This is a genomic window from Ruegeria sp. YKSF57 (genome assembly GCF_059612585.1).
Window position 1 is genome coordinate 76,125 of sequence record NZ_JBXWQW010000015.1, and the last position, 18,469, is coordinate 94,593.

At 62.1% G+C, this 18,469-nt stretch carries 14 protein-coding genes; 11 read left to right on the plus strand and 3 right to left on the minus strand.

What is annotated here, in order from left to right:
• Positions 1–27: 27 nt before the first annotated feature.
• A complete protein-coding gene (locus AC2FLX_RS08220; protein WP_496875406.1) occupies positions 28–4,923 on the minus strand; it encodes a DEAD/DEAH box helicase in 4,896 nt (1,631 codons plus the stop codon).
• A gap of 981 nt (positions 4,924–5,904) precedes the next feature.
• Here AC2FLX_RS08220 and AC2FLX_RS08225 point away from each other — a divergent pair.
• Positions 5,905–6,309, plus strand: a complete 405-nt coding sequence (locus AC2FLX_RS08225) for a single-stranded DNA-binding protein (RefSeq protein WP_008335991.1) — start codon at positions 5,905–5,907, stop codon at positions 6,307–6,309.
• Positions 6,310–6,448: 139 nt separating this feature from the next.
• On the opposite strand, the gene AC2FLX_RS08230 is transcribed toward AC2FLX_RS08225, so the two are convergent.
• A complete protein-coding gene (locus AC2FLX_RS08230; protein WP_496810132.1) occupies positions 6,449–7,588 on the minus strand; it encodes a hypothetical protein in 1,140 nt (379 codons plus the stop codon).
• 303 nt (positions 7,589–7,891) lie between these two features.
• On the opposite strand from AC2FLX_RS08230, the gene AC2FLX_RS08235 reads away from it, so the two are divergent.
• The 8 genes from AC2FLX_RS08235 (at position 7,892) to AC2FLX_RS08270 (ending at position 12,593) form a co-directional block, all read left to right on the plus strand.
• Positions 7,892–9,091: a DUF932 domain-containing protein gene (locus AC2FLX_RS08235; RefSeq protein WP_167646886.1), complete on the plus strand. Its 1,200-nt coding sequence runs from the start codon at positions 7,892–7,894 to the stop codon at positions 9,089–9,091.
• Positions 9,092–9,216: 125 nt separating this feature from the next.
• On the plus strand, positions 9,217–9,657 hold the full coding sequence (locus AC2FLX_RS08240) for a JAB domain-containing protein (RefSeq protein ID WP_078572106.1): 441 nt from the start codon (positions 9,217–9,219) through the stop codon (positions 9,655–9,657).
• A 110-nt stretch (positions 9,658–9,767) separates the two neighbouring features.
• Positions 9,768–10,286 (plus strand): DNA repair protein RadC, encoded by a 519-nt coding sequence (locus tag AC2FLX_RS08245; protein ID WP_496810133.1) that lies wholly within the window; start codon positions 9,768–9,770, stop codon positions 10,284–10,286.
• A gap of 97 nt (positions 10,287–10,383) precedes the next feature.
• Positions 10,384–10,875 carry a DUF6878 family protein gene (locus AC2FLX_RS08250; RefSeq protein ID WP_496810134.1) on the plus strand — a complete coding sequence of 164 codons (492 nt, stop codon included), beginning with the start codon at positions 10,384–10,386 and terminating at the stop codon, positions 10,873–10,875.
• Between the two features lie 10 nt (positions 10,876–10,885).
• The gene (locus AC2FLX_RS08255; protein WP_496810135.1) at positions 10,886–11,263 is read left to right on the plus strand and encodes a DUF6915 family protein; all 378 of its coding nucleotides are present in this window, start codon (positions 10,886–10,888) and stop codon (positions 11,261–11,263) included.
• 1 nt (position 11,264) lies between these two features.
• Positions 11,265–11,462, plus strand: a complete 198-nt coding sequence (locus tag AC2FLX_RS08260; protein ID WP_079921049.1) for a hypothetical protein — start codon at positions 11,265–11,267, stop codon at positions 11,460–11,462.
• A 74-nt stretch (positions 11,463–11,536) separates the two neighbouring features.
• Entirely contained in the window at positions 11,537–11,956 is a 420-nt protein-coding gene (locus tag AC2FLX_RS08265; RefSeq protein WP_496810136.1) for a hypothetical protein, read from the plus strand.
• Positions 11,949–12,593, plus strand: coding sequence for a DUF8835 domain-containing pootine (locus tag AC2FLX_RS08270; RefSeq protein ID WP_496810137.1), 645 nt, complete (start codon positions 11,949–11,951; stop codon positions 12,591–12,593). Before AC2FLX_RS08265 ends, AC2FLX_RS08270 begins: the two co-directional genes overlap by 8 nt.
• A gap of 10 nt (positions 12,594–12,603) precedes the next feature.
• Here AC2FLX_RS08270 and AC2FLX_RS08275 read toward each other — a convergent pair whose 3' ends face one another.
• On the minus strand, positions 12,604–12,900 hold the full coding sequence (locus AC2FLX_RS08275) for a hypothetical protein (protein WP_496810138.1): 297 nt from the start codon (positions 12,898–12,900) through the stop codon (positions 12,604–12,606).
• 177 nt (positions 12,901–13,077) lie between these two features.
• Here AC2FLX_RS08275 and AC2FLX_RS08280 point away from each other — a divergent pair, with 177 nt between their 5' ends.
• Together AC2FLX_RS08280 and AC2FLX_RS08285 are read left to right on the plus strand one after the other, a co-directional pair.
• Positions 13,078–17,448: a strawberry notch-like NTP hydrolase domain-containing protein gene (locus AC2FLX_RS08280; RefSeq protein ID WP_496810139.1), complete on the plus strand. Its 4,371-nt coding sequence runs from the start codon at positions 13,078–13,080 to the stop codon at positions 17,446–17,448.
• A 3-nt stretch (positions 17,449–17,451) separates the two neighbouring features.
• Positions 17,452–18,469, plus strand: a 1,018-nt coding sequence (locus AC2FLX_RS08285) for a DUF7146 domain-containing protein (RefSeq protein WP_496875407.1), incomplete at its 3' end; no start/stop codon positions are given.

An 18,469-nucleotide genomic window follows, 5' to 3' on the forward strand; every position in this document is an offset into this window, starting at 1 on the left:
GAAACCACACAGATACCTCTCCTAGCCTCATGGATTATTCCTCTTGGAGCGCAGCGGTTTTGGCCCAAGGATATCTTTGGCCTGCCAGAGACCGCCAAGTTCCTTGATGTCACCGATGATCTGCCCATAGACGGGGGTGCGTCGCGGCGCGCCACCGTCAACAGGTTCGATCGCAACCTCAAATCGCTCGAAGGTCTTTCGCGCTCCGATCACCACCAAGAGATCGCGCGCCCGCGAGAACGCCACATTGATCCTTTCGAATTTCGCCGGATTGGAGTTCTTGCCCAAACGCCGAGATCTGTTGCGAACCATGCTCACGATCACGATGTCCGCCTCCTTCCCCTGGAATCGGTCGACCGTCTCGACGTCTATTTGTAGGCCCTTGAAACGCTGGCCGAGCCTGGACTCGAGTTCTTTGCGGATCAACCTTTTCTGGCGGTTGTAGAAAGTGGCGACGGCGATGGTCTTGGTGCGATGTTCCCGTTCGCAGGTATTGACGAGGTCCTCGACGACTTGGGCAACGAGCCGTGCCTCAAGCTTGTTTCCGATGCCGGTCCCGTCGCTGTCCTCGTAGGCAACCTTTCCGGCTTCATCTTCCGAACTGTCGATCCACAGCGCATGAAGACTCTCTGTAAGATATTGTCCGCCGGATCGAGAGTTCAGGTTTAGGCCATGTGTCCTCCATGACCATCTGGCGCTGGTATCCAGCCCATCCGGATCGGTCAGTCCGGATTTCAATCGCCCATCGTAGAAACGATTGATCAGCGACATGATCTGCGGATGCATGCGGTATTGGGTGTTCAGGGCTGCCCTACTACGGGGGTCTATTTCGGCAAAGCCGTCGCGGAACAGCGATGCCGTCGTCAAACGCTCGTATTTACGAAGCAATTCTGCCTCACGCTCCAAAGCATCCGCATCCTCGTCGTCCGTGGGAGACGTGTCCGGGTTCGAGAAAGACGCAAACTCGAACGTCGGAGGAAGCTGCCGGTGATCACCAACAAGGATCGTCTTGGGTGCAAGAAGCATCGGGCGTAGCAACTCCAGCGGAGTCGCCTTGCTGACCTCGTCAACGATCACCACATCAAAGCTGGAAAATCCGTTGTCCGAAAGGATCCTGAAGTCGGCGTTGCACGTGATGCCGATAACATTGGCGCTGCGGACGTAGCGTTCGCCCATGCGATCCGTGGCGGAGGGTTTGTCTGCCTGCTGCTTTAGGTCGCCAACCCATTGATCCAGCAAAGGCAACCAATCCTCAAGTGGATTGGCTTCTGCTAGGCGGCTTGCTTGCAAGTCCAGAATGCCCTCGATCCGGGCAATTGCGGCTGAAAGGTCTGACGGCGAGGATTCGGCCGGAAGATCGAGAAATTCACTCGCCTCCGACAACAGTTTCAGACACTGTTCATTGACCGTATCGCCACGGATGCGTGCATCGTCCAGGGCCTGCTGTGCAAGCAGACGCGCGCGACCGGCCACTGCTTCGGTTTTTGCGCTCGCCTCGTCGTCGCCGGATCCTTCCGCCACGGGCGACACATTATCCGGCCACGCATCGAGTATCCGCTGTCTTGCGCCCTCGGCGCTCTCTCGTCCAACTTGATCCCCTTCGTCCCTCAACCTCGACTGGATGCCGCGGATCCGTTCTTGCGCCTGGCGATGCAGAGCTGGCGCCGAGACCTCAAGATGCGCCCTACCTCCCTCCTGCTCAACAATCATTGCTAGAAGCTCGGCCACATCTGGCGCGAGCTCAGGCCAAAAGCAGGAGGGATCCCAATCCTCCAAATTCGCAAGCGCGTTGCGAGCCATGGCCCACCATGCCGCACGCCTGTTAGTTTCTGACGCCGCCTTCTGGAGCGCTTTCACCTCGTCCAGCCGTGCATTGGCTCGCTTGAGCGTATCCTTGCGCGCCGCAATGTCCGCATCAGAAACCCTTCGGTCATCGTCCAGCTTTTGGGCGCGCCCGAGCCAGACCTGCAGTTGCTTGACCTCTGCTGTCAGCGACTTGAGCGGCCCGCTCACCTTCTGTTTCACATGTTCTGCGGCCATCCCATACCACTCGGCGACAGCTGTCGATTTCCTTTCCTCTCCGTCGTTTTTGCTTAGCCAAAGCTGTCGAACCTCGGGGTCATCCCTCAGGCGATCAAGGGCGTTCTCGACCGCAAGGTTGGTCTGCGAGGCAATCAGCACGCGATGCCCCGACCGGACGAAGTGCGCGCAAGCCGCAGCGATCATCGTGGTCTTTCCGGTTCCCGGCGGGCCCTGAACATAGGCGATTTCGGGCGCGGCCAGCATGACGCCGACGGCAGCTTTTTGATCCTCGTTAAGGCGGTACATCTGGGCGATCGGCTCATTCAAAAGCCGATCAGGCCTGTCTGATGGTTTTGCCGCCAGCGCCACGTTGAAAAGCGACGCCATCAAATAGGGGGCAGCGGGCAAGCGGTTGGCTTGCCGCCGACCGCTCGCCCCGAACTGCAATTGCGTCAGGGCTGACCCGTAACGATCAAGTTGCGTCTTTGAGCCGGCTGCTTCGCTCAAATCTCTCAATCCAAGCGATGTGCTTTCGGCCATCTTGGCCAACGCAGCCACATCAGCCTTGCGCGAAAATTTCAGCTGGACCTGAATGGCTTTGGGGTCAGGCCATGGGCAATCCTTCAAGAAATCCTGCCTGAGTGTAGCGGGTCCGATTACCTTGAAATCAGTACAGCGATAACGGATGTTGCGGCCCTTACGATCACCCTGCTTCCAGGGTTCTTCCAATGGATAGAGCTCAACACTGCGGCGTGTGTCCTTCGGCAGGCGGGCACCGGAAATATGGCGGACCGCCGCAGCACCTTCACAAATGACAACACCATTCCAGGCATTGTCTTCCCACTCGCCGGGTCCCAATGCTGCCCAAGGCGCCTTGCGCGAAATCTCGCGGTTGGCCCAGTCCAGATAGCCTTGCCAGTCAGTCAACCGATCCTGGAGCTCTTCCTCCAGCATGTCTGGTAGAGCTAGCGCTTGCTCTAGGATCTCATCAAGTGCAGGTGCCGCTGCTGGCAACGAGCGTCGCGATGTATAGCGCAAAAAAGAAGCTACTGCCTCAAACGGGCGGGGCGCGCAATCCGGAACTACCGCAGCGTCCAGAACTAGAAGCGTCGTGTTGTCCGGCGTATTTCTGGAGCCGTAATCGAGCCGGCAAAGCAGGCAAACCGACATTGCCTCAGGCAAGCAGCTTTGCAGTTGCGGCAGCACTTCTGCAGGTCGAACCAGAACAAGCAGCTGCTCATCCTTCTTTGACACCAGGGAGACGAAAAACGGCCGTTCCTCCTCGTCATCGCCAAAGACAATGTCGCAGAAACGGTCGATGAATTCGGGGCGCTCGGCTTCACTTGGCTCCACTTCGTCACGAATGGCTGCAAAGACCGTCGCAAGTCTTTCATCATCCTTGCTCACATAGCCTGTTTGCTCGCGGCGCTGGAGCAAGACCGGCAAGGTCGCAAGAGAGGACAAGGCCTCGCCGCGCCGTCGATAGGTCGGTCGGGCAACAGCAGTCTCGAGTTGAGGAACCTCCTGCTCCCCGAACGTGCCAGTCTTCGGGTCATGAACCATTCCCGCCTTTTGCGCACGATCCTGAAGCCGGCGACGCAAACGAGCCTCGGCGCGCTGGAGCGGTTCGAGATGCGCTCTGGCCCGACCATCGCAATCAGCAAGTGCGGCTTCCAGCCTTGCACGTCGCCCGTCGATCATACTCAAAAGGCGCGCTCGGATCTGTTCTGCACGTTGCAGTCGCCCGGCCGCGTCGTCTATCTCTTTTTCGTTTTCGTCGAGCGCAGTTTGTGCGTGACAGAGCATGTTATCCAAGCGAGCCGTCACATGCCGCTGATGCTCGACCTCAAATTCCTTTCGGTATTTCGAAAGTTCAGATTCGTGCGCTTCCAGTTCGGATTTGATTTCGTGGACCATCCGCTCGATGTTCGCGAGCTTGTTTGAGATATCACTCAAATTCGCTTTGGTTTCGTCGATCAGCTTTCCGCGCAGAGACTCCGGCAGCGCCTCAAGCTCTGTCTCGTAAGTGGCCCGCAGGTCTGCCAACTCTTTCCTGATACGCTCTACATCCGCGCTTGCAGTGTCCAATTCCTGCCGTCGGGTGTCGATGTCCTTTCGAATGGAAGCTTCACTACGCCAGACCAAGTTCCGCGGATCGAGATTTCGTGCGATCCGCCCGATCCGCCCAGCCAAGGCCATTTGCGAGGTCCGTGCACGAGCGGCCTCCATCTCGCCGTTCAGCCGATTCAAATCGATTTCCGCAGTCAAAACATCGCTTTCACGCGTCCTCAATAGATCCACGTTTTCTTCTGATTCCGCCTGAAATTCCGCTTCGAGATCTGTCTCGCGCTTTCTCAGAGCTTCATGAAATGCCGGTGGAGTCCCCCCTCCCAGCAAGAGAAACAATTGCTGCTCGGCAGCGTTCTGCGCTTCCGTCAGGAACTGTGTCTCTTGTGACGTCTCGTCATGTCGTTTCCGTAAATCCTCGATCTGCGTCTCGGCTCGCGCGATCTCCTGCTTCAGATCTGACAGCGCATCGTCGGCAAATTCCTTCGCTATCGCATTTTCTGTCTTCGACCACCTCCCCTCGCGCGCCCTTAATATCAAGTCTTGGCACTTTTCCCGGTTGCCCTCGAAGCTCCTTAGCTCCGCCGCGACGTGGTCACAGGTGGTGTTGGCTTTAACCAGGCAGGCTTGAAGTTTTAGGAGCCGCAAATCGGCGGCGTCTTTGGCCTTTGACTTCAGTCGTTCGGCATCTTGTCGAGCCTGCTCCAGGCGCTTGTTAAGAGATTCGAGTTCTCGTTCATCCTCTCGGAAAATCTTCCGCAGATGATCAACAAGGAGGATTTCGATGCCATCAGGGAGAAATTGTGGATTAGTTTCTCTGGTGGTGAAATCCAATGTTCGCTCCCGCGTTGCCTCGGTCGTCGACCGCAGACAGAGCGTGCCAAAGAGGTAACTTGATGTAAATATGCCAAAATACCAATTGCGGAACAGGTTTTCGTCACGGTTTTCGCCGACAGCCAACCACGGGCGCCAATGCCGCGGCGCATGGCCCTGAAGAGTCGGGCGCGACGCCAGAGTGATCGAACGTGGCCGGATTATCCTTCGCGATGAAGGGGAGGCGGTTCGGTGCGTGTCTCGAAACCATCGCTGCGGCTATCGAGGGTATTTGCGGCGCAGTTGCATCGGTAGGCAAACCGTCGCTTGCGCTTGCACCAAGCCTGACATTGCTCCTCGCACGACCGACGGCAAATGGCTCTTCTGCCCCATCGCTACGGTGCGGTCGCAAGATGACTTCGGCGCTCTCGCTTAGAGGGTTGGGCGAAAGCTTCCGCCTTGGCGCGGGCCTCCGCCTTCTGACGATCCTCGAATGTGGAGATCGCCTTGGCGACGTCCGCCTAAATTTTCGTCAGCTCGCCGAGCGACAGTGCCTCGAGATCGTAATAAGCCATTGATGCGTGCCGGGTCCTGGATGTTCCGGTATCGCTAGCATGTCGCGGCAGGGCCCTGCATTTCCCAGCAGGCAAGGGCAGTGGGACGAGAACTGGTGATCGCCACTTTGGCCGCTGGCGGGATGCTGGGCTTTGGGTCAAACAGTCCGATTGGCAAGGGGACATGGTCTGGCATGGGCTCCCCGCATCTCTCTGTCTCCTGGGCCATCCCTTCGACTGACAATCCCCTAATCCCGTTCGGTCTCCTGCGCGCAACCCCGCGTCAGTCCGGGCCGTGTTGGCCGCCTTTGGCGTCCTGCCCGCTCCATCCCGGTCCTCTGGGGGTGTCCGGTGTCCATACTGTCCACCGTGCACGCATCACCCGACGGGCTTTTTCAGGGTCTTGTCGAAGGGACGGTCCCGAAGACAGGAAACACAGGAGCTTATCATGCAGAACATCGTCATCCTCGCCGGCAACATCGGTCAGACCCCCGAAGTCCGCACCACCCAGAGCGGCACCAAGATCACCAACTTCAGCCTCGCCACCTCGCGCCCCCGCCTCTCGGAAGGCCGTGTGATGCGCGACGAGAACGGCTACCGGGTCATGGACACCGAATGGCACCGCATCACCTGCTTCAACGGTCTCGGCAAGACGGTCGCGGAGCACTGCGAAAAGGGCATGAAGGTCCTCGTCCACGGTCGCATCCACTACACCAAGTGGATCGACAGCATGGGGAACGACCGCTACGGCTGCGAAATCATCGCCGAGAAGGTCGACTTCCTGAGCCGCCCGAAGTCGGCCGAGAATGAAAACCCCGAGCTGGTCGACCGCGACGACGAGATCCCGTTCTGAGGAACGGGGTCTCCCCCTCGGGCCCGGCGGGAAAACCCGCCGGGCTAAAAGTCTCTTCGGGCCACTGGAAAAGGCATCCACGCTTGCCTACCGGTGCTGAGCGCCTTGAATGCGCCTAATTGTTCAACGTGCGCACGAGCTAGATTTCGTCTTTGGTTCTGGTCGCGCCGTGACTGCGATACGCGTCGAGCATCAAACGCGTATATTCGGCCGTGCTCTGGGTCACGGTGCCCAAACCGGGCCATGCGAACAACGGATCCGACCAAGTAACTTCCAACTCAATCTCGATTCCAAGCAGTGCGGCCACTTCGATCGCAGCAGTCGGCTCCTTGTCCTCGGACCAGTAGTGATCCTCGAAGGAAACAACCACGTCGAGATCGGCATCAACCCAGATTTCGGCCAGACTCGCTCCCATGCGCTCGCTGGCATTGGTCGCATCCTCGAACAGGGCAGCCCGGATCAAATGGGTCACCTGGTCACTGTTGAGGTCAAGCCTTGGCCGCGGATCTATAATTGACACGATGGGTTCAATCTCTTGCCTTTCGGCGCGGGATTGGACTGGCACTGGTTTTTCATCGGTCGGTTCCAGCCAGAAGGCTTCTGGAAAAATGTTGATTGGTGATGCGCCGCAGCTGGGGCAGTGCCATTGGTTTCCAGCGATCTGTGGGCCGGTGATCTCTGAGTTGCAGTGAAGGCAGTACCAGAGGTTCGATTCCTCCATCTCCAAGAACGGGTGCCGCACATTTCCTTCCGCATCCGGCTTTGTGGCGCGCCGTGGCCAATCGGCAAATCGCCGCGCCTTGACGCTCTGCATCATTTCCCTCGCAATCCCGATGGCTTCTTCACGTAGCACGCGATCGTTCATCGGGCTGGTCTGGGCATGCTTGATGTCGATCTCGACACGAGGGGCGGCCAAAGGGTTTTCTGGCAGCACGATCTGCCAACCCTCACCATCCATGCGGACGTCACCAAGCATTGTTTTCAGTTCGTATGGATGCCCCCGTACTTCTCCTCGAGTGACGGCATCGGGGCTTCCGAAGATATGGTCGAAGGTCGCACCCTCGTAGGAAGTGATCCGTTCCACGAAGGCCTTGATCGTGGCAACTTGTGCTTCGGAGGGAACCCACTCTCCTTTGGCGCTGCCTGTCAACGCATTCCAATGAGCAAAGCCCATTCGACTGGCAACAAAGTCGAGCGCTACGTGCTGTGGTTGACCCGTCGCCCTAGCGTAACGCTTCGCCAGGAGTTTCAAAGTTTTAAGTTTAGTGTTCTCTGTCATGATCCATGTCCAAGCTGGATCTGACTAGGTGCCCGCTGCTAATCAGACCCGCCGATGGCATGAGGTCTGCTGTTCGAAATCAAGATCGCTGCAAAGCTTCGCGTGGCGGGCACACCGGCCTGCGAGAAAGGCCTTGTTTAACCTCTGCCATTTTTGAACGCAGGTCAACACCAGCGAGTTGCGGGCGTGCGGCGCCTCCGACTTAGCGCCGTTTGCCCGACAGAGTTTGAGGTTGGCCGGTTTCCCGGTGACGGGTTGAGGGCTGGGAGAGTGGCTCCCGGCGCCTGTCGCGGAGGAATGCCGATGGGCGTTGTGGAAGTTCTGGATGCGGTACAGCCGACGCGGGCTAGTGGCTGGAAAGTGGATGTGAGCCGGGGTGACCGGAACGGGCGGGTGTCGTCCGAATGGTTCAACAGGCCGGATGACGAGCGGTACCTGTCGCTCGACGATCTCTGGGCCAATGTGAAGGGTCGCTCTGAGCGCAGCCGCAGCCGCGTGGTGCAGACGGCGGATATCCGCGTCGAAGCGGCGCGCGACAACCCCGAGCGGCTGCACCTGGTCTTGCCGAAAGCGCAAGAGCCTGTCGCGCCCACGCATTGGGCGTTCGGCCAGCTTGCCAGCATCGTCGGTGCCCCGGCCTCCTACCTGCGGCAGTTGCCCGCGCCGCTAGCGGGGATCAACCTTCAATATGGTCTGACCAACCACCGCGCCGAGCAGGTCAAGACCTTCGAGACCGAGGATGGCCGCACCGAGCTGCGCGCCGTGACCGGCCCCGACTATGGCCGCATCCACGATTTCGAGCTTGTCGAGGCTGTGCAGCGCATCGCAGGCAATGGCACGGGCGACACGCGCTGGAAGGTGCCGGGCGTGCTCGACTGGTCGACCGGAGTCTATAACCCCGATGTCGAGATCAGCCGCGATACGACCACGCTCTATGCGTCTGACCGCGATGTCTTCCTGTTCCTGGTCGACGATCGCAACCCGATCGAGGCGGGCAAGCTGGCGGACGGCTCTCCCGACCTCTACTTCCGGGGCTTCTATTGCTGGAATTCCGAGGTCGGTGCCAAGACACTCGGCATGGCGAGCTTTTACCTGCGGGCGGTGTGCCAGAACCGCAACCTCTGGGGCGTCGAGGATTTCCAGGAGATCAAGATCCGCCACTCGAAATACGCCGCCTCGCGCTTCGCCCATGAGGCGGCTCCGGCGCTGACGCGGTTTGCCAATTCCTCGCCGCAGGGCTTCGTGAACGGCATCAAGGCCGCGCGGCAGCAGGTCGTGGCGCGCAGCGACGAAGACCGCGCGGATTTCCTGCGCAAACGGGGTTTCTCGAAGGCCGAATCCGGCAAGATCATCGAGAAGGTGCTGATGGAGGAAGGTCGCCCGCCCGAGAGCATCTTCGACTTCGTACAGGGCATTACCCGGCTTGCGCGCGACAAGACTCAGCAGGATGCCCGCCTTGATATGGAAGGGCGCGCCAAGAAGCTCCTCGACCGGGTCGGCTGACGCGAAGCCCGGCACAGCGGCCGCCTGCATCCGCGGCGGTCGCGTTTTCCTCTTCCACATGCACGCCACTGGCCCCGCCCCGAGAGGGCAGGGGACTTCGGTGTGCGCAATTCAGCGAGACCCCCATGACCCCCCAGGAACAAACTGTCATCCTCGAGGCACGCGACATCCTCGGCCGCTACCTCAGCCAGAACCCGGTCATCGGCAGCTGGCAAGCGCTGATGGACTATTGTGCGCTGACTGTCCGAGGTCCCATCGAGCGCTTCCATGTCCTCTATCTCGACCGCAAGAACCGCATCATCGCTGATGAGCTTTTGTCTACCGGCACGGTCGACCATGTCCCGGTCTATCCACGCGAGGTGATCAAGCGGGCGCTGATGCTGAACGCCAGCGCGCTGATCCTGATCCACAACCACCCGTCGGGCGATCCGACACCGTCGGAGGCCGATCTCAGCATGACCGGGGAGATCCAGAAGGGGTGTAAGTTTTTAGGCCTGACGCTGCATGACCACATCATCGTCGGCGCCGGGACGGAACTGAGCCTGCGGGCCCAGGGCAAGCTGTGACGCGCCTTGCGAGCCTGCCACCGTCACCCTTCTGAGGAAGAGGGCGGGGGGTTGGTCTTTGACGGTTTGAAGCGGGGAGAGAGGCTCTCGGCACCGTCGGAGATATGCCCATGTTCAACCTTCCTCTCCAAACTCAGCCGGAAACACAGAAGACAGGTTTGCCGCCGAGCTTCCTGACCGTTCTTGCAGATCAAGACTTGCCGTTTGCGCTCACGACGGCTTGCCATGCGCCCGCAGCTCTCATGTCAGGGCAGGCACACCCCAAGGTACTGGAGCGGTTTGCCACGCTGGCCGAAGCCATGCAGGGGGCAGTCGTTCACGCCGAAAATGTCACCCCTGAAGACGCGCCGCGCATCCTGGCGATCCTCGATAGGGAGGGCCGCCTCGTTCTGGCCGGCGCTACCTATGATGGCGGGGTCGCATGGTGCCACCCGGTCTCGGATGCCGCCGAAGCCCTCGCCGTCGTGTCCGAGGCCAGCCAGACCCGCGCGCAGGCCATGCGGGCGGCCGAGTGGCATGAACATGGCCTCGCGCGAAGGCTGCGGCACCACGCCGACTTTCTCGATGCCCGTCTTGTCGATCCGCTCTGGCGTGTCTTCGCATCTCGCGCCCTGCAGATCGCGGCGTGACGCCCGAGAGTCAGAGAAGGGCAGGGGAGGATGTGAGCCTACGAGGACGAGAGAGAGCCTCGGGGTTCAGATCCTTTACCTCATTTCGGAGTTTCCAATGTCCAAGATCGAACCCACTCTGGCCGCGCCGATGGCGCCGTCCAGGATTGATTTCGCCGCCGTGCTGGCTCGGCAGTCCGAGCGTGACGCGCGGATCGCAGCTTTGCGTCCGGCCAACAAGGAGCGCCTCTTCGATGGCCTGACTGCCGCGGGCATCACCCATGTGACCGTGAGTTTCGACGGCTATGGCGATAGCGGCCAGGTTGAAAGCATCGAAGCCTACGCTGGCGACGCCGAAGTCACTTTCCCCAAGACCGAGATCGCCTATGCCGCATTGACCTGGGACGCCCCGGAGGTCGAGATGCGGGCGCTTTCGCTCGAAGATGTCGTGGAGCAGCTGGCCTACGACTTCCTCTCCGACACCCATGGCGGTTGGGAAAACAACGACGGGGCTTACGGCGAATTCTGCTTCGACGCGCGCGCGCGTTCCATTCACCTTGAGTTCAACGAGCGCTTCACCTCGTCCGAACTCACCACCCACGATTTCTGAGGGGGCGGCGATGGCACATCCGTATCACCACGCCCTGTCCTCGGTGAAGAAATGGGGCGGCACGGTCGACGACTACCTCGCCGTGCATTTCTGGTTCGACCAGAGCAAGGAGATCACAGCCGACTTTCGGCACCGGGCGTTGCGCCACCATGCCGAGGGCATCTTCATGGCCGAGACGATTTTCGGCCCGACCCTCACTCTCTCGGCCGGGCGCGTCATCCCGACCCGCTGGGTCGGCGAGCAGCATGTGAAGGAGGACCTCGGCTTCATCCCGAGCTTCGCCGATTGGGTGAGGGCCATTCGGCCCGAGCCTTGGATGGGTCGAACCGAACGGATCGAGGCACAGGTCGATCCGCATCTCGCTTCGCCCGTGGTCGAGGTCACGTGACATGACCGATCCCACTTATCTAAGTCTTGGCTTGCCGTCGACCGCTTCGCCACTGGCAGTGGTTCGCGCGGCGGTCCGGGCGCTGCACCCCGACACACGCGCCGTTTGCGGCCTCCGGACCGCGCGCAAGCGTTTCTACTGGCAGATGCTCTGCGCGCATGCCGCACGACAGGCGGCGGGCGACAGTCTCACCGGCTGATCGCCCCCAACCACCCCTTCATTCCAACGCAACGCCCGGCCGCCCGGCCGGGTTTTCCCATTCAGGAGGTCCCCATGGCGGATTACTTCACCCATTTCTCATGCCTGATCGACGTCGGCAGCCCCGACAAGGCCGCCCGCGCGCTTGCGCTGTTCGAGGAACTCCGCGCCGCGGATCAGGACGCCGACGACCCGGTGGTCGCAGGCTTCGACCTCGTGCGCCAGGACGCGCCCGATGGCAGGGCCCTCTGGATCCATGACGACGACCACGGCGATGTCGAGGCCGTCATCCGCTTCGTGCTGCGCCTCGCGGACGAGCTCGACCTCACCGGCCTTTGGGGGTTCCAGTATTCTCTGACCTGCTCTCGGCCACGACTCGACGCCTTTGGCGGCGGTGCGCATGCCATTGATCTCGGGGCGCGCAAATCCATCGGCTGGTCCAGCACGCAAGAATGGCTGGCCGCCGCATTGAACGGGGAGGACATCGATGCCTGAGGTGATCTGCACCACCGTCTACAAGTTCCCCGAACTCTCGGATGCCGCCAAGGAGAAGGCGCGCAGCTGGTATCGCGAGCTTGGCCCCCATGACGATTGGTGGGACGCGGTCTATGAGGATTTTGAGCGGGTCTGCGAGATCCTCGGCATCCGCCTGAAAACCACGCCTGTCCGCATGATGGGTGGCGGGGCGCGGGCCAAGCCTTGCATCTGGTTTTCCGGTTTCTGGAGCCAGGGCGACGGCGCTTGCTTCGAGGGCTATTGGTTCCACACCAAAGGCGCGGCCGCGCACATCCGGGACTACGCGCCCACGGACGCGACGCTGCATGGCATCGCCGACCGCCTGCAGGCCATCCAGCGGCGAAACTTCTACCAACTCGCCGCCGAGGCCAGCCACCGTGGCCGCTATTACCATGAATACACCATGTCGGTGGACATCACGCGGGACAGCGCGACTTGGCAGCCGCCGACCGAGGATGCGGAAGAAGTCGTGACCGAGGCGCTGCGTGATCTGGCCCGCTGGCTCTACCGCCAGCTTGAAGCCGAATACGACCACCTCACCTCAGACCAGGCCATCGAGGAGGGAATCATCGTCAACGCGTATACGTTCACGGAAGGAGGGCGGCGGTTCGGGTGATCCTGCCGAGTCACTTATTCCCGTCGATCCACTTCGACATGAGCCCCTTGTCGCCGAAGCATTCGTCCGGAACGGCGCACTGTTTGATCCGGGCGAGCTTCTCAGCGAAGGCCACCTGCCTGGAGGTGGGCAGCTGGTCCATGTCCGATACGGGCCTCAGCCGGGCCTGAGCCTCGATCCAGGCGCTCAAAGATCGCCGGTCTTGCTGAACCTCCCAGGGCAGGAGCGTCCGGTTGCGCAGGGCGAGCGACCGCGCATAGGCAATCTGCTTGGGTGTTACGGGCATGGCGTGCTTGGTGCTTTCCATGGTGGAACCCCCTTTCTGGCTTGGTTCTGAAAATAGAACACAACAAGAACACAATCAAGCCAAGCGTCGGGAACACCTTGGTGCGAGAGGGAGAGAGGGACCGGGAAAGATCAGGTCCGAGGCTGCCCGAGAGAGGGTGTACGGGCCTGATCCTGTCTTTCATTCCGGAGTTTCCCGATGACCCATCTTGCCCCCGTTGTGCAGGCGTCCTTGCCTGCGCCCATTGTCCCGTTAGCAGCAAGTCCTGCCCCTGCGATCGTTGCTGTTGCCGAAGCGCTGCAGCCCGATCTGGCGCAAGGGCTTCAGATCGACGCGCTGCGCCTGCGCCGTGAGATGGAACATGCCTTTGGCGGTTCCGATGCGACCGGTGCTTGGGACTGGAAGCTCGCCTATGAGGCGGGGGAGGTGGCGCTGATCCTCTTTCTGCGAAAGTTCGGTCGGGCGCTGCTTGCGCGTGCCGGCTCGCCTGCGGCGCTCTTGCCGATCCTCGCCAAGGTGGCAGGCCTCTTGCCCACGCACACCCGGCGGTCGGAAGAGATGGAGCGCTTTCAGCAATTCTCGACGCCGCTGCCCATGGGGCTCGCGGCTGTGGCGGCAGCACAGATCACGCCCCGTGATCTTGTCCTAGAGCCGTCTGCCGGGACCGGGCTTCTGGCGATCCTCGCCGAGATCGCCGGCGGCACTCTGGCTCTGAACGAGTTGGCGGGCACCCGCGCCGATCTTCTGCGCCTGCTGTTCCCGGCCCGACCGGTCACCCGGTTCGATGCCGCGCAGATCGACGATCATCTCGATGCCTGCTCAAGCCCGAGCGTCATTCTGATGAACCCGCCCTTCTCGGCCCAAGCCAATGTCGATGTTCGGTCGACCGAGGCGACGGCCCGACATCTGCGCTCGGCCCTTGCGCGCTTGGTTCCCGGCGGACGGCTCGTGGCCATCACAGGGGCCGGTTTCGCGCCGGATGCGCCGGCCTGGGCCGAGACCTTCGGCCGTCTGACCGAGACGGCCCATCTCATCTTCACCGGCGCGGTGTCGGGCGCAGCTTTCGCCAAACACGGCACCAGCTTCGAGACGCGGATTTCTGTCTTCGATAAATGCCGCGGCGGTGAGCCGGGCGGCATCACCGCTGACCTGCACCAGCCCACGTCCCCCGACGTGGCGCATCTAATGTCCAGGGTCACTGCAGAGGTTCCGCCGCGCCTCGAGATGGAACGGGCCGCAAATGCGGGTCTGGTCCACTCTCCCCTCTTCCCGGGAAATCCTGTCCCCACAACATGCAAGCCCGTCAACCGATCGCGCGCGACCTCTGCGGCTCAACCGGAGAAACCTGGAGCGCAGATCGAGGTCGAGGACCTAAGCTACGAACTCCGCGACAACGCCGAGGACGCGACACGTCTGTCCGATGCGATCTACGAGACCTTCCGTTTGCAGGCGATCGACATCCCCGCAGCGACCGCACACCCGACCAAGCTTGTGCAATCGGCGGCCATGGCCTCTGTCGCACCTCCGAAACCGAGCTATCGCCCCAAGCTTCCGGCGACCATCCTGCGCGACGGCCTGCTGTCAGACGCGCAGCTCGAGACCGTCATCTACGCGGGGGAGGCGCATGGCGCGCGTCTCGCAGGGTCTTGGACCGTCGATGAGACCGGAGACGTGGTATCCGCAGCACCGGAGGACACCGCTGATGCTATCGGCTTCCGCCGGGGTTTCTTCCTCGGTGATGGCACCGGCGCGGGCAAGGGCCGCCAGTCGGCTGGGATCCTGCTCGACAACTGGTGCCAAGGCCGCCGCAAGGCGCTCTGGATCTCGAAAAGCGACAAGCTCCTCGAGGACGCGCAGCGCGACTGGTCGGCGCTCGGGCAGGAGCGCCTGCTGGTGACGCCGCTGTCGCGTTTCGCACAAGGCCGCGACATCCCGCTGACCGAGGGCATTCTCTTCACCACCTATGCGACGCTGCGTTCGGAAGAACGAGGTGGGAAGAAATCCCGCGTCGACCAGATCGTCGACTGGCTCGGGGCAGATTTCGACGGGGTGATCCTCTTCGACGAAAGCCATGCCATGGCCAATGCCGCCGGCGGCAAAGGCGAGCGCGGCGATACCATGGCCTCGCAGCAGGGCAGGGCGGGCCTGCGCCTTCAACACAAACTTCCGAATGCCCGCGTGGTCTATGTCTCGGCCACAGGCGCGACGACGGTCCACAACCTCGCCTACGCGCAGCGTCTCGGGCTCTGGGGCGGGGAGGATTTCCCCTTTCAGACCCGGTCGGAATTTGTGGAAGCCATTGAGGCTGGCGGTGTCGCGGCGATGGAGGTTCTCGCCCGCGACCTCCGGGCGCTCGGTCTCTACACGGCGCGGTCGCTGTCCTATGACGGTGTCGAATACGAGATGCTCGAACATGCGCTCAGCCCCGAGCAGCGCGGCATTTACGATGCCTATGCCGGGGCCTTCGCCATCATTCACAACAACCTGACCGCGGCGTTGGATGCGGCGAACATTTCTGGCGAGAGCGGCACGTTGAACCGTCAGGCGAAATCCGCCGCGCGGTCCGCCTTCGAGACCGCCAAGCAGCGATTCTTCGGCCATTTGCTCACCTCGATGAAGACCCCCACGCTAATAGCATCCATCGATGCAGATCTGGCTGCGGGTCACGCGGCAGTCATCCAGATCGTCTCGACGGGTGAGGCGCTGATGGAACGCCGCCTGTCGGAGATCCCAACCGACGAATGGAATGATATCCGCTGTGACATCACACCCAGGGAATACGTTCTGGACTACCTCGCCCATTCCTTCCCGGTGCAGCTCTACGAGCCTTTCACCGACAGTGAAGGCAACCTCTCGTCGCGCCCCGTCATGCGCGACGGCCAACCGGTGGAGTGCCGCGAAGCCGTCCGGCGTCGTGACGCGCTGATCGAGAAACTGGCTTCGCTTCCGCCCGTGCCGGGTGCACTCGACCAGATCGTCCAGCGCTTCGGCACCGATCTCGTGGCCGAAGTCACAGGGCGCTCGCGGCGCATCGTGCGGAAGGGCGAAGGGCATTCGGCACGGCTCGTGGTGGAGAACCGGGCTGGAGCCGCGAACCTCGCGGAAACCCAAGCCTTCATGGATGACGAAAAGCGAATCCTGATCTTCTCGGATGCCGGCGGCACCGGGCGCAGCTATCACGCCGATCTCGGGGCGAAGAACCAGCGCTTGCGGGTCCATTACCTCTTGGAGCCCGGCTGGAAGGCAGATGCGGCGATCCAGGGCCTCGGGCGCACCAACCGCACCAATCAGGCGCAACCGCCGCTCTTCCGACCGGTGGCCACCGATGTGAAGGCGGAGAAGCGGTTTCTGTCGACCATTGCGCGCCGCCTCGACACGCTTGGCGCGATCACGCGCGGCCAGCGCCAGACCGGAGGCCAGGGGTTGTTCCGCCCCGAGGATAACCTCGAGTCGCCCTACGCCCGCGACGCCCTGCGCCAGCTTTACCGCCGCATCTATCGCGGCGATCTGGCGGGCTGCTCGCTCGGGGCCTACGAGGATGCCACTGGCCTCAGCCTGACCGATGACAATGGGCTGAAGGACGATCTGCCGCCGATCACGACCTTCCTCAATCGTCTGCTCGCGCTGACGATCGACATGCAGGCTGTGCTGTTCTCAGCCTTCGAAGAACTCCTCGATCAACGGATCGAGGGCGCTATCGTTGCCGGGGTCTATGACCTCGGGCTTGAGACGCTGCGCGCCGAAAGCTTCCGCGTCACGGATGCGCGGGTGATCTACACCCATCCCGGCTCTGGCGCGGAAACCCAGCTGCTGACCATCGCGGAGAAGCGGCGGAACACGCCGACGTCCCTCGCAGATGCGCTCGACTGGCTCGATGACCCGAAGGCGCGGCTTCTGGTCAACAGCCGCTCGGGCCGGGCCGCGGTGCAGGTGCCCGCCACCAGCCTAATGCTGGATGATGGCACCATCGAGCCACGCCTCAGGCTGATCCGGCCGACCGAGGCCAGCACGGTCCCGGCCAAGGTCATGGAGGACACCCACTGGCTCGAGGCCGACCGCGCGGCCTTCACTGCGGCGTGGACTGCGGAACTGGCCGAGGTGCCGGAGTTCTCCGAAGCCACGCTGCACATCGTCGCAGGTCTGCTGCTGCCGATCTGGAAGCAGCTCCCCCAGGACGAAACCCGCGTCTACCGGCTGCAGACCGATGACGGTCAGCGCATCATCGGCCGCCGTGTCTCGCCCGCCTGGGTCGCGACCACGCTTGCGAGTGACGCGCCGACTCTGTCGGCGGCGCAGGTCCATGCCCTCGTTCTGGAGGGCAAGACCGTGGTGCGGCTGGCCGAGGGGATGGAGCTCCATCGGTCCCGCGTTATGGGCGTGAACCGGATCGAGCTCTCCGGGTTCACCGAGGCCGCCAAGGACCGGCTCAAGGCCGATGGCTTCTTCTCGGAGATCATTAGTTGGAAGCTTCGGCTGTTTTGCCCGACCGACGCCGATGGCGTCGCGATACTGGATCGTCTGCTTGCACGTTGTCCTGTCGCAAGGCTACATGATCGCGGAGGTTGTTGACCCATGTATTCCAAGACCGAAGACCTCGTGCGCGATCTGGCAGAAAATGCCGAAGGCGTCTGTCGTGCCTACCTTCCCGCCGGACGGCGGGAAGGATCCTACTGGATCGTCGGCGATCTGCAGAACAACCCCGGCCGGTCGCTCTTCGTGCGGTTGACGGGTCCTGCGTCGGGACCAGGGGCAGCGGGCAAGTTTACGGATGGGGCCACAGGCGAGCATGGCGATCTCCTGGACATCATCCGCGCCCGGACGGGGATCACGCGCTTCCCCGACCTTCTCGCCGAGGCCCGAGCGCATCTTGGCCGTCCGCAGCCGGTCGTCCCGGATAAGCAAGAGCCGAGGAAGGCCAAGGCGCCCGGTGGCACTCCCGCGGCAGCGGCGCGCTTGTTTGCTGCCTCGAACCCGATCACAGGCACGCTTGCTGAGACCTACCTCCGTTCCCGAGGCATCACCCAATTCGGGGCGAACGGCGCCTTACGCTTCCACCCGAAGTGCTGGCATCGGGAAGAGGGGCAGACCCGGAGCATCCCCAGACCGGCGATGATCGCGGCGGTTACCGATGGGGCAGGGGCCGTGCAGGGCGTGCATCGCACCTGGCTGGCGCCTGACGGACAGGGGAAGGCGGCAGTGAATCCACAGCGTCGGGCTATGGGTCACCTCCTCTGCAATGCTGTCAGGCTCACCCCGCACGATGACATCCTCGTCGTCGGCGAAGGCATCGAGACCATGCTGTCCCTGTCCGAGGCAATCCCAGGTCTGCCCGTCTGGGCGGCGCTCTCGTCGGGACACCTCGGGGCGGTCCTGCTGCCGGAGGGGCTCCAGCGCCTCTACATCGCCATCGACCGCGATCCGGCTGGGCAACTTGCGGCAGGGAGGTTGAGCGCCAGAGCCTCCGAGGTCGGGGTGCGCGTGCGGGTGCTGGAACCGCGGCTCGGGGATTTCAACGATGATCTTCGGGCGAACGGCAAGGACGCGCTGCGCCAGCATCTGGCAGGTCAGATCGGGCCCGAGGATCGGCATC

Bases quoted from the DNA above. Each gene is read 5' to 3' on its own strand.
- AC2FLX_RS08225 (WP_008335991.1), top strand. From the start codon at position 5,905: ATGCAGAACATCGTCATCCTCGCCGGCAACATCGGTCAGACCCCCGAA.
- AC2FLX_RS08230 (WP_496810132.1), bottom strand. From the start codon at position 7,588: ATGACAGAGAACACTAAACTTAAAACTTTGAAACTCCTGGCGAAGCGT.
- AC2FLX_RS08235 (WP_167646886.1), top strand. From the start codon at position 7,892: ATGGGCGTTGTGGAAGTTCTGGATGCGGTACAGCCGACGCGGGCTAGT.
- AC2FLX_RS08240 (WP_078572106.1), top strand. From the start codon at position 9,217: ATGACCCCCCAGGAACAAACTGTCATCCTCGAGGCACGCGACATCCTC.
- AC2FLX_RS08245 (WP_496810133.1), top strand. From the start codon at position 9,768: ATGTTCAACCTTCCTCTCCAAACTCAGCCGGAAACACAGAAGACAGGT.
- AC2FLX_RS08250 (WP_496810134.1), top strand. From the start codon at position 10,384: ATGTCCAAGATCGAACCCACTCTGGCCGCGCCGATGGCGCCGTCCAGG.
- AC2FLX_RS08255 (WP_496810135.1), top strand. From the start codon at position 10,886: ATGGCACATCCGTATCACCACGCCCTGTCCTCGGTGAAGAAATGGGGC.
- AC2FLX_RS08260 (WP_079921049.1), top strand. From the start codon at position 11,265: ATGACCGATCCCACTTATCTAAGTCTTGGCTTGCCGTCGACCGCTTCG.
- AC2FLX_RS08265 (WP_496810136.1), top strand. From the start codon at position 11,537: ATGGCGGATTACTTCACCCATTTCTCATGCCTGATCGACGTCGGCAGC.
- AC2FLX_RS08270 (WP_496810137.1), top strand. From the start codon at position 11,949: ATGCCTGAGGTGATCTGCACCACCGTCTACAAGTTCCCCGAACTCTCG.
- AC2FLX_RS08275 (WP_496810138.1), bottom strand. From the start codon at position 12,900: ATGGAAAGCACCAAGCACGCCATGCCCGTAACACCCAAGCAGATTGCC.
- AC2FLX_RS08280 (WP_496810139.1), top strand. From the start codon at position 13,078: ATGACCCATCTTGCCCCCGTTGTGCAGGCGTCCTTGCCTGCGCCCATT.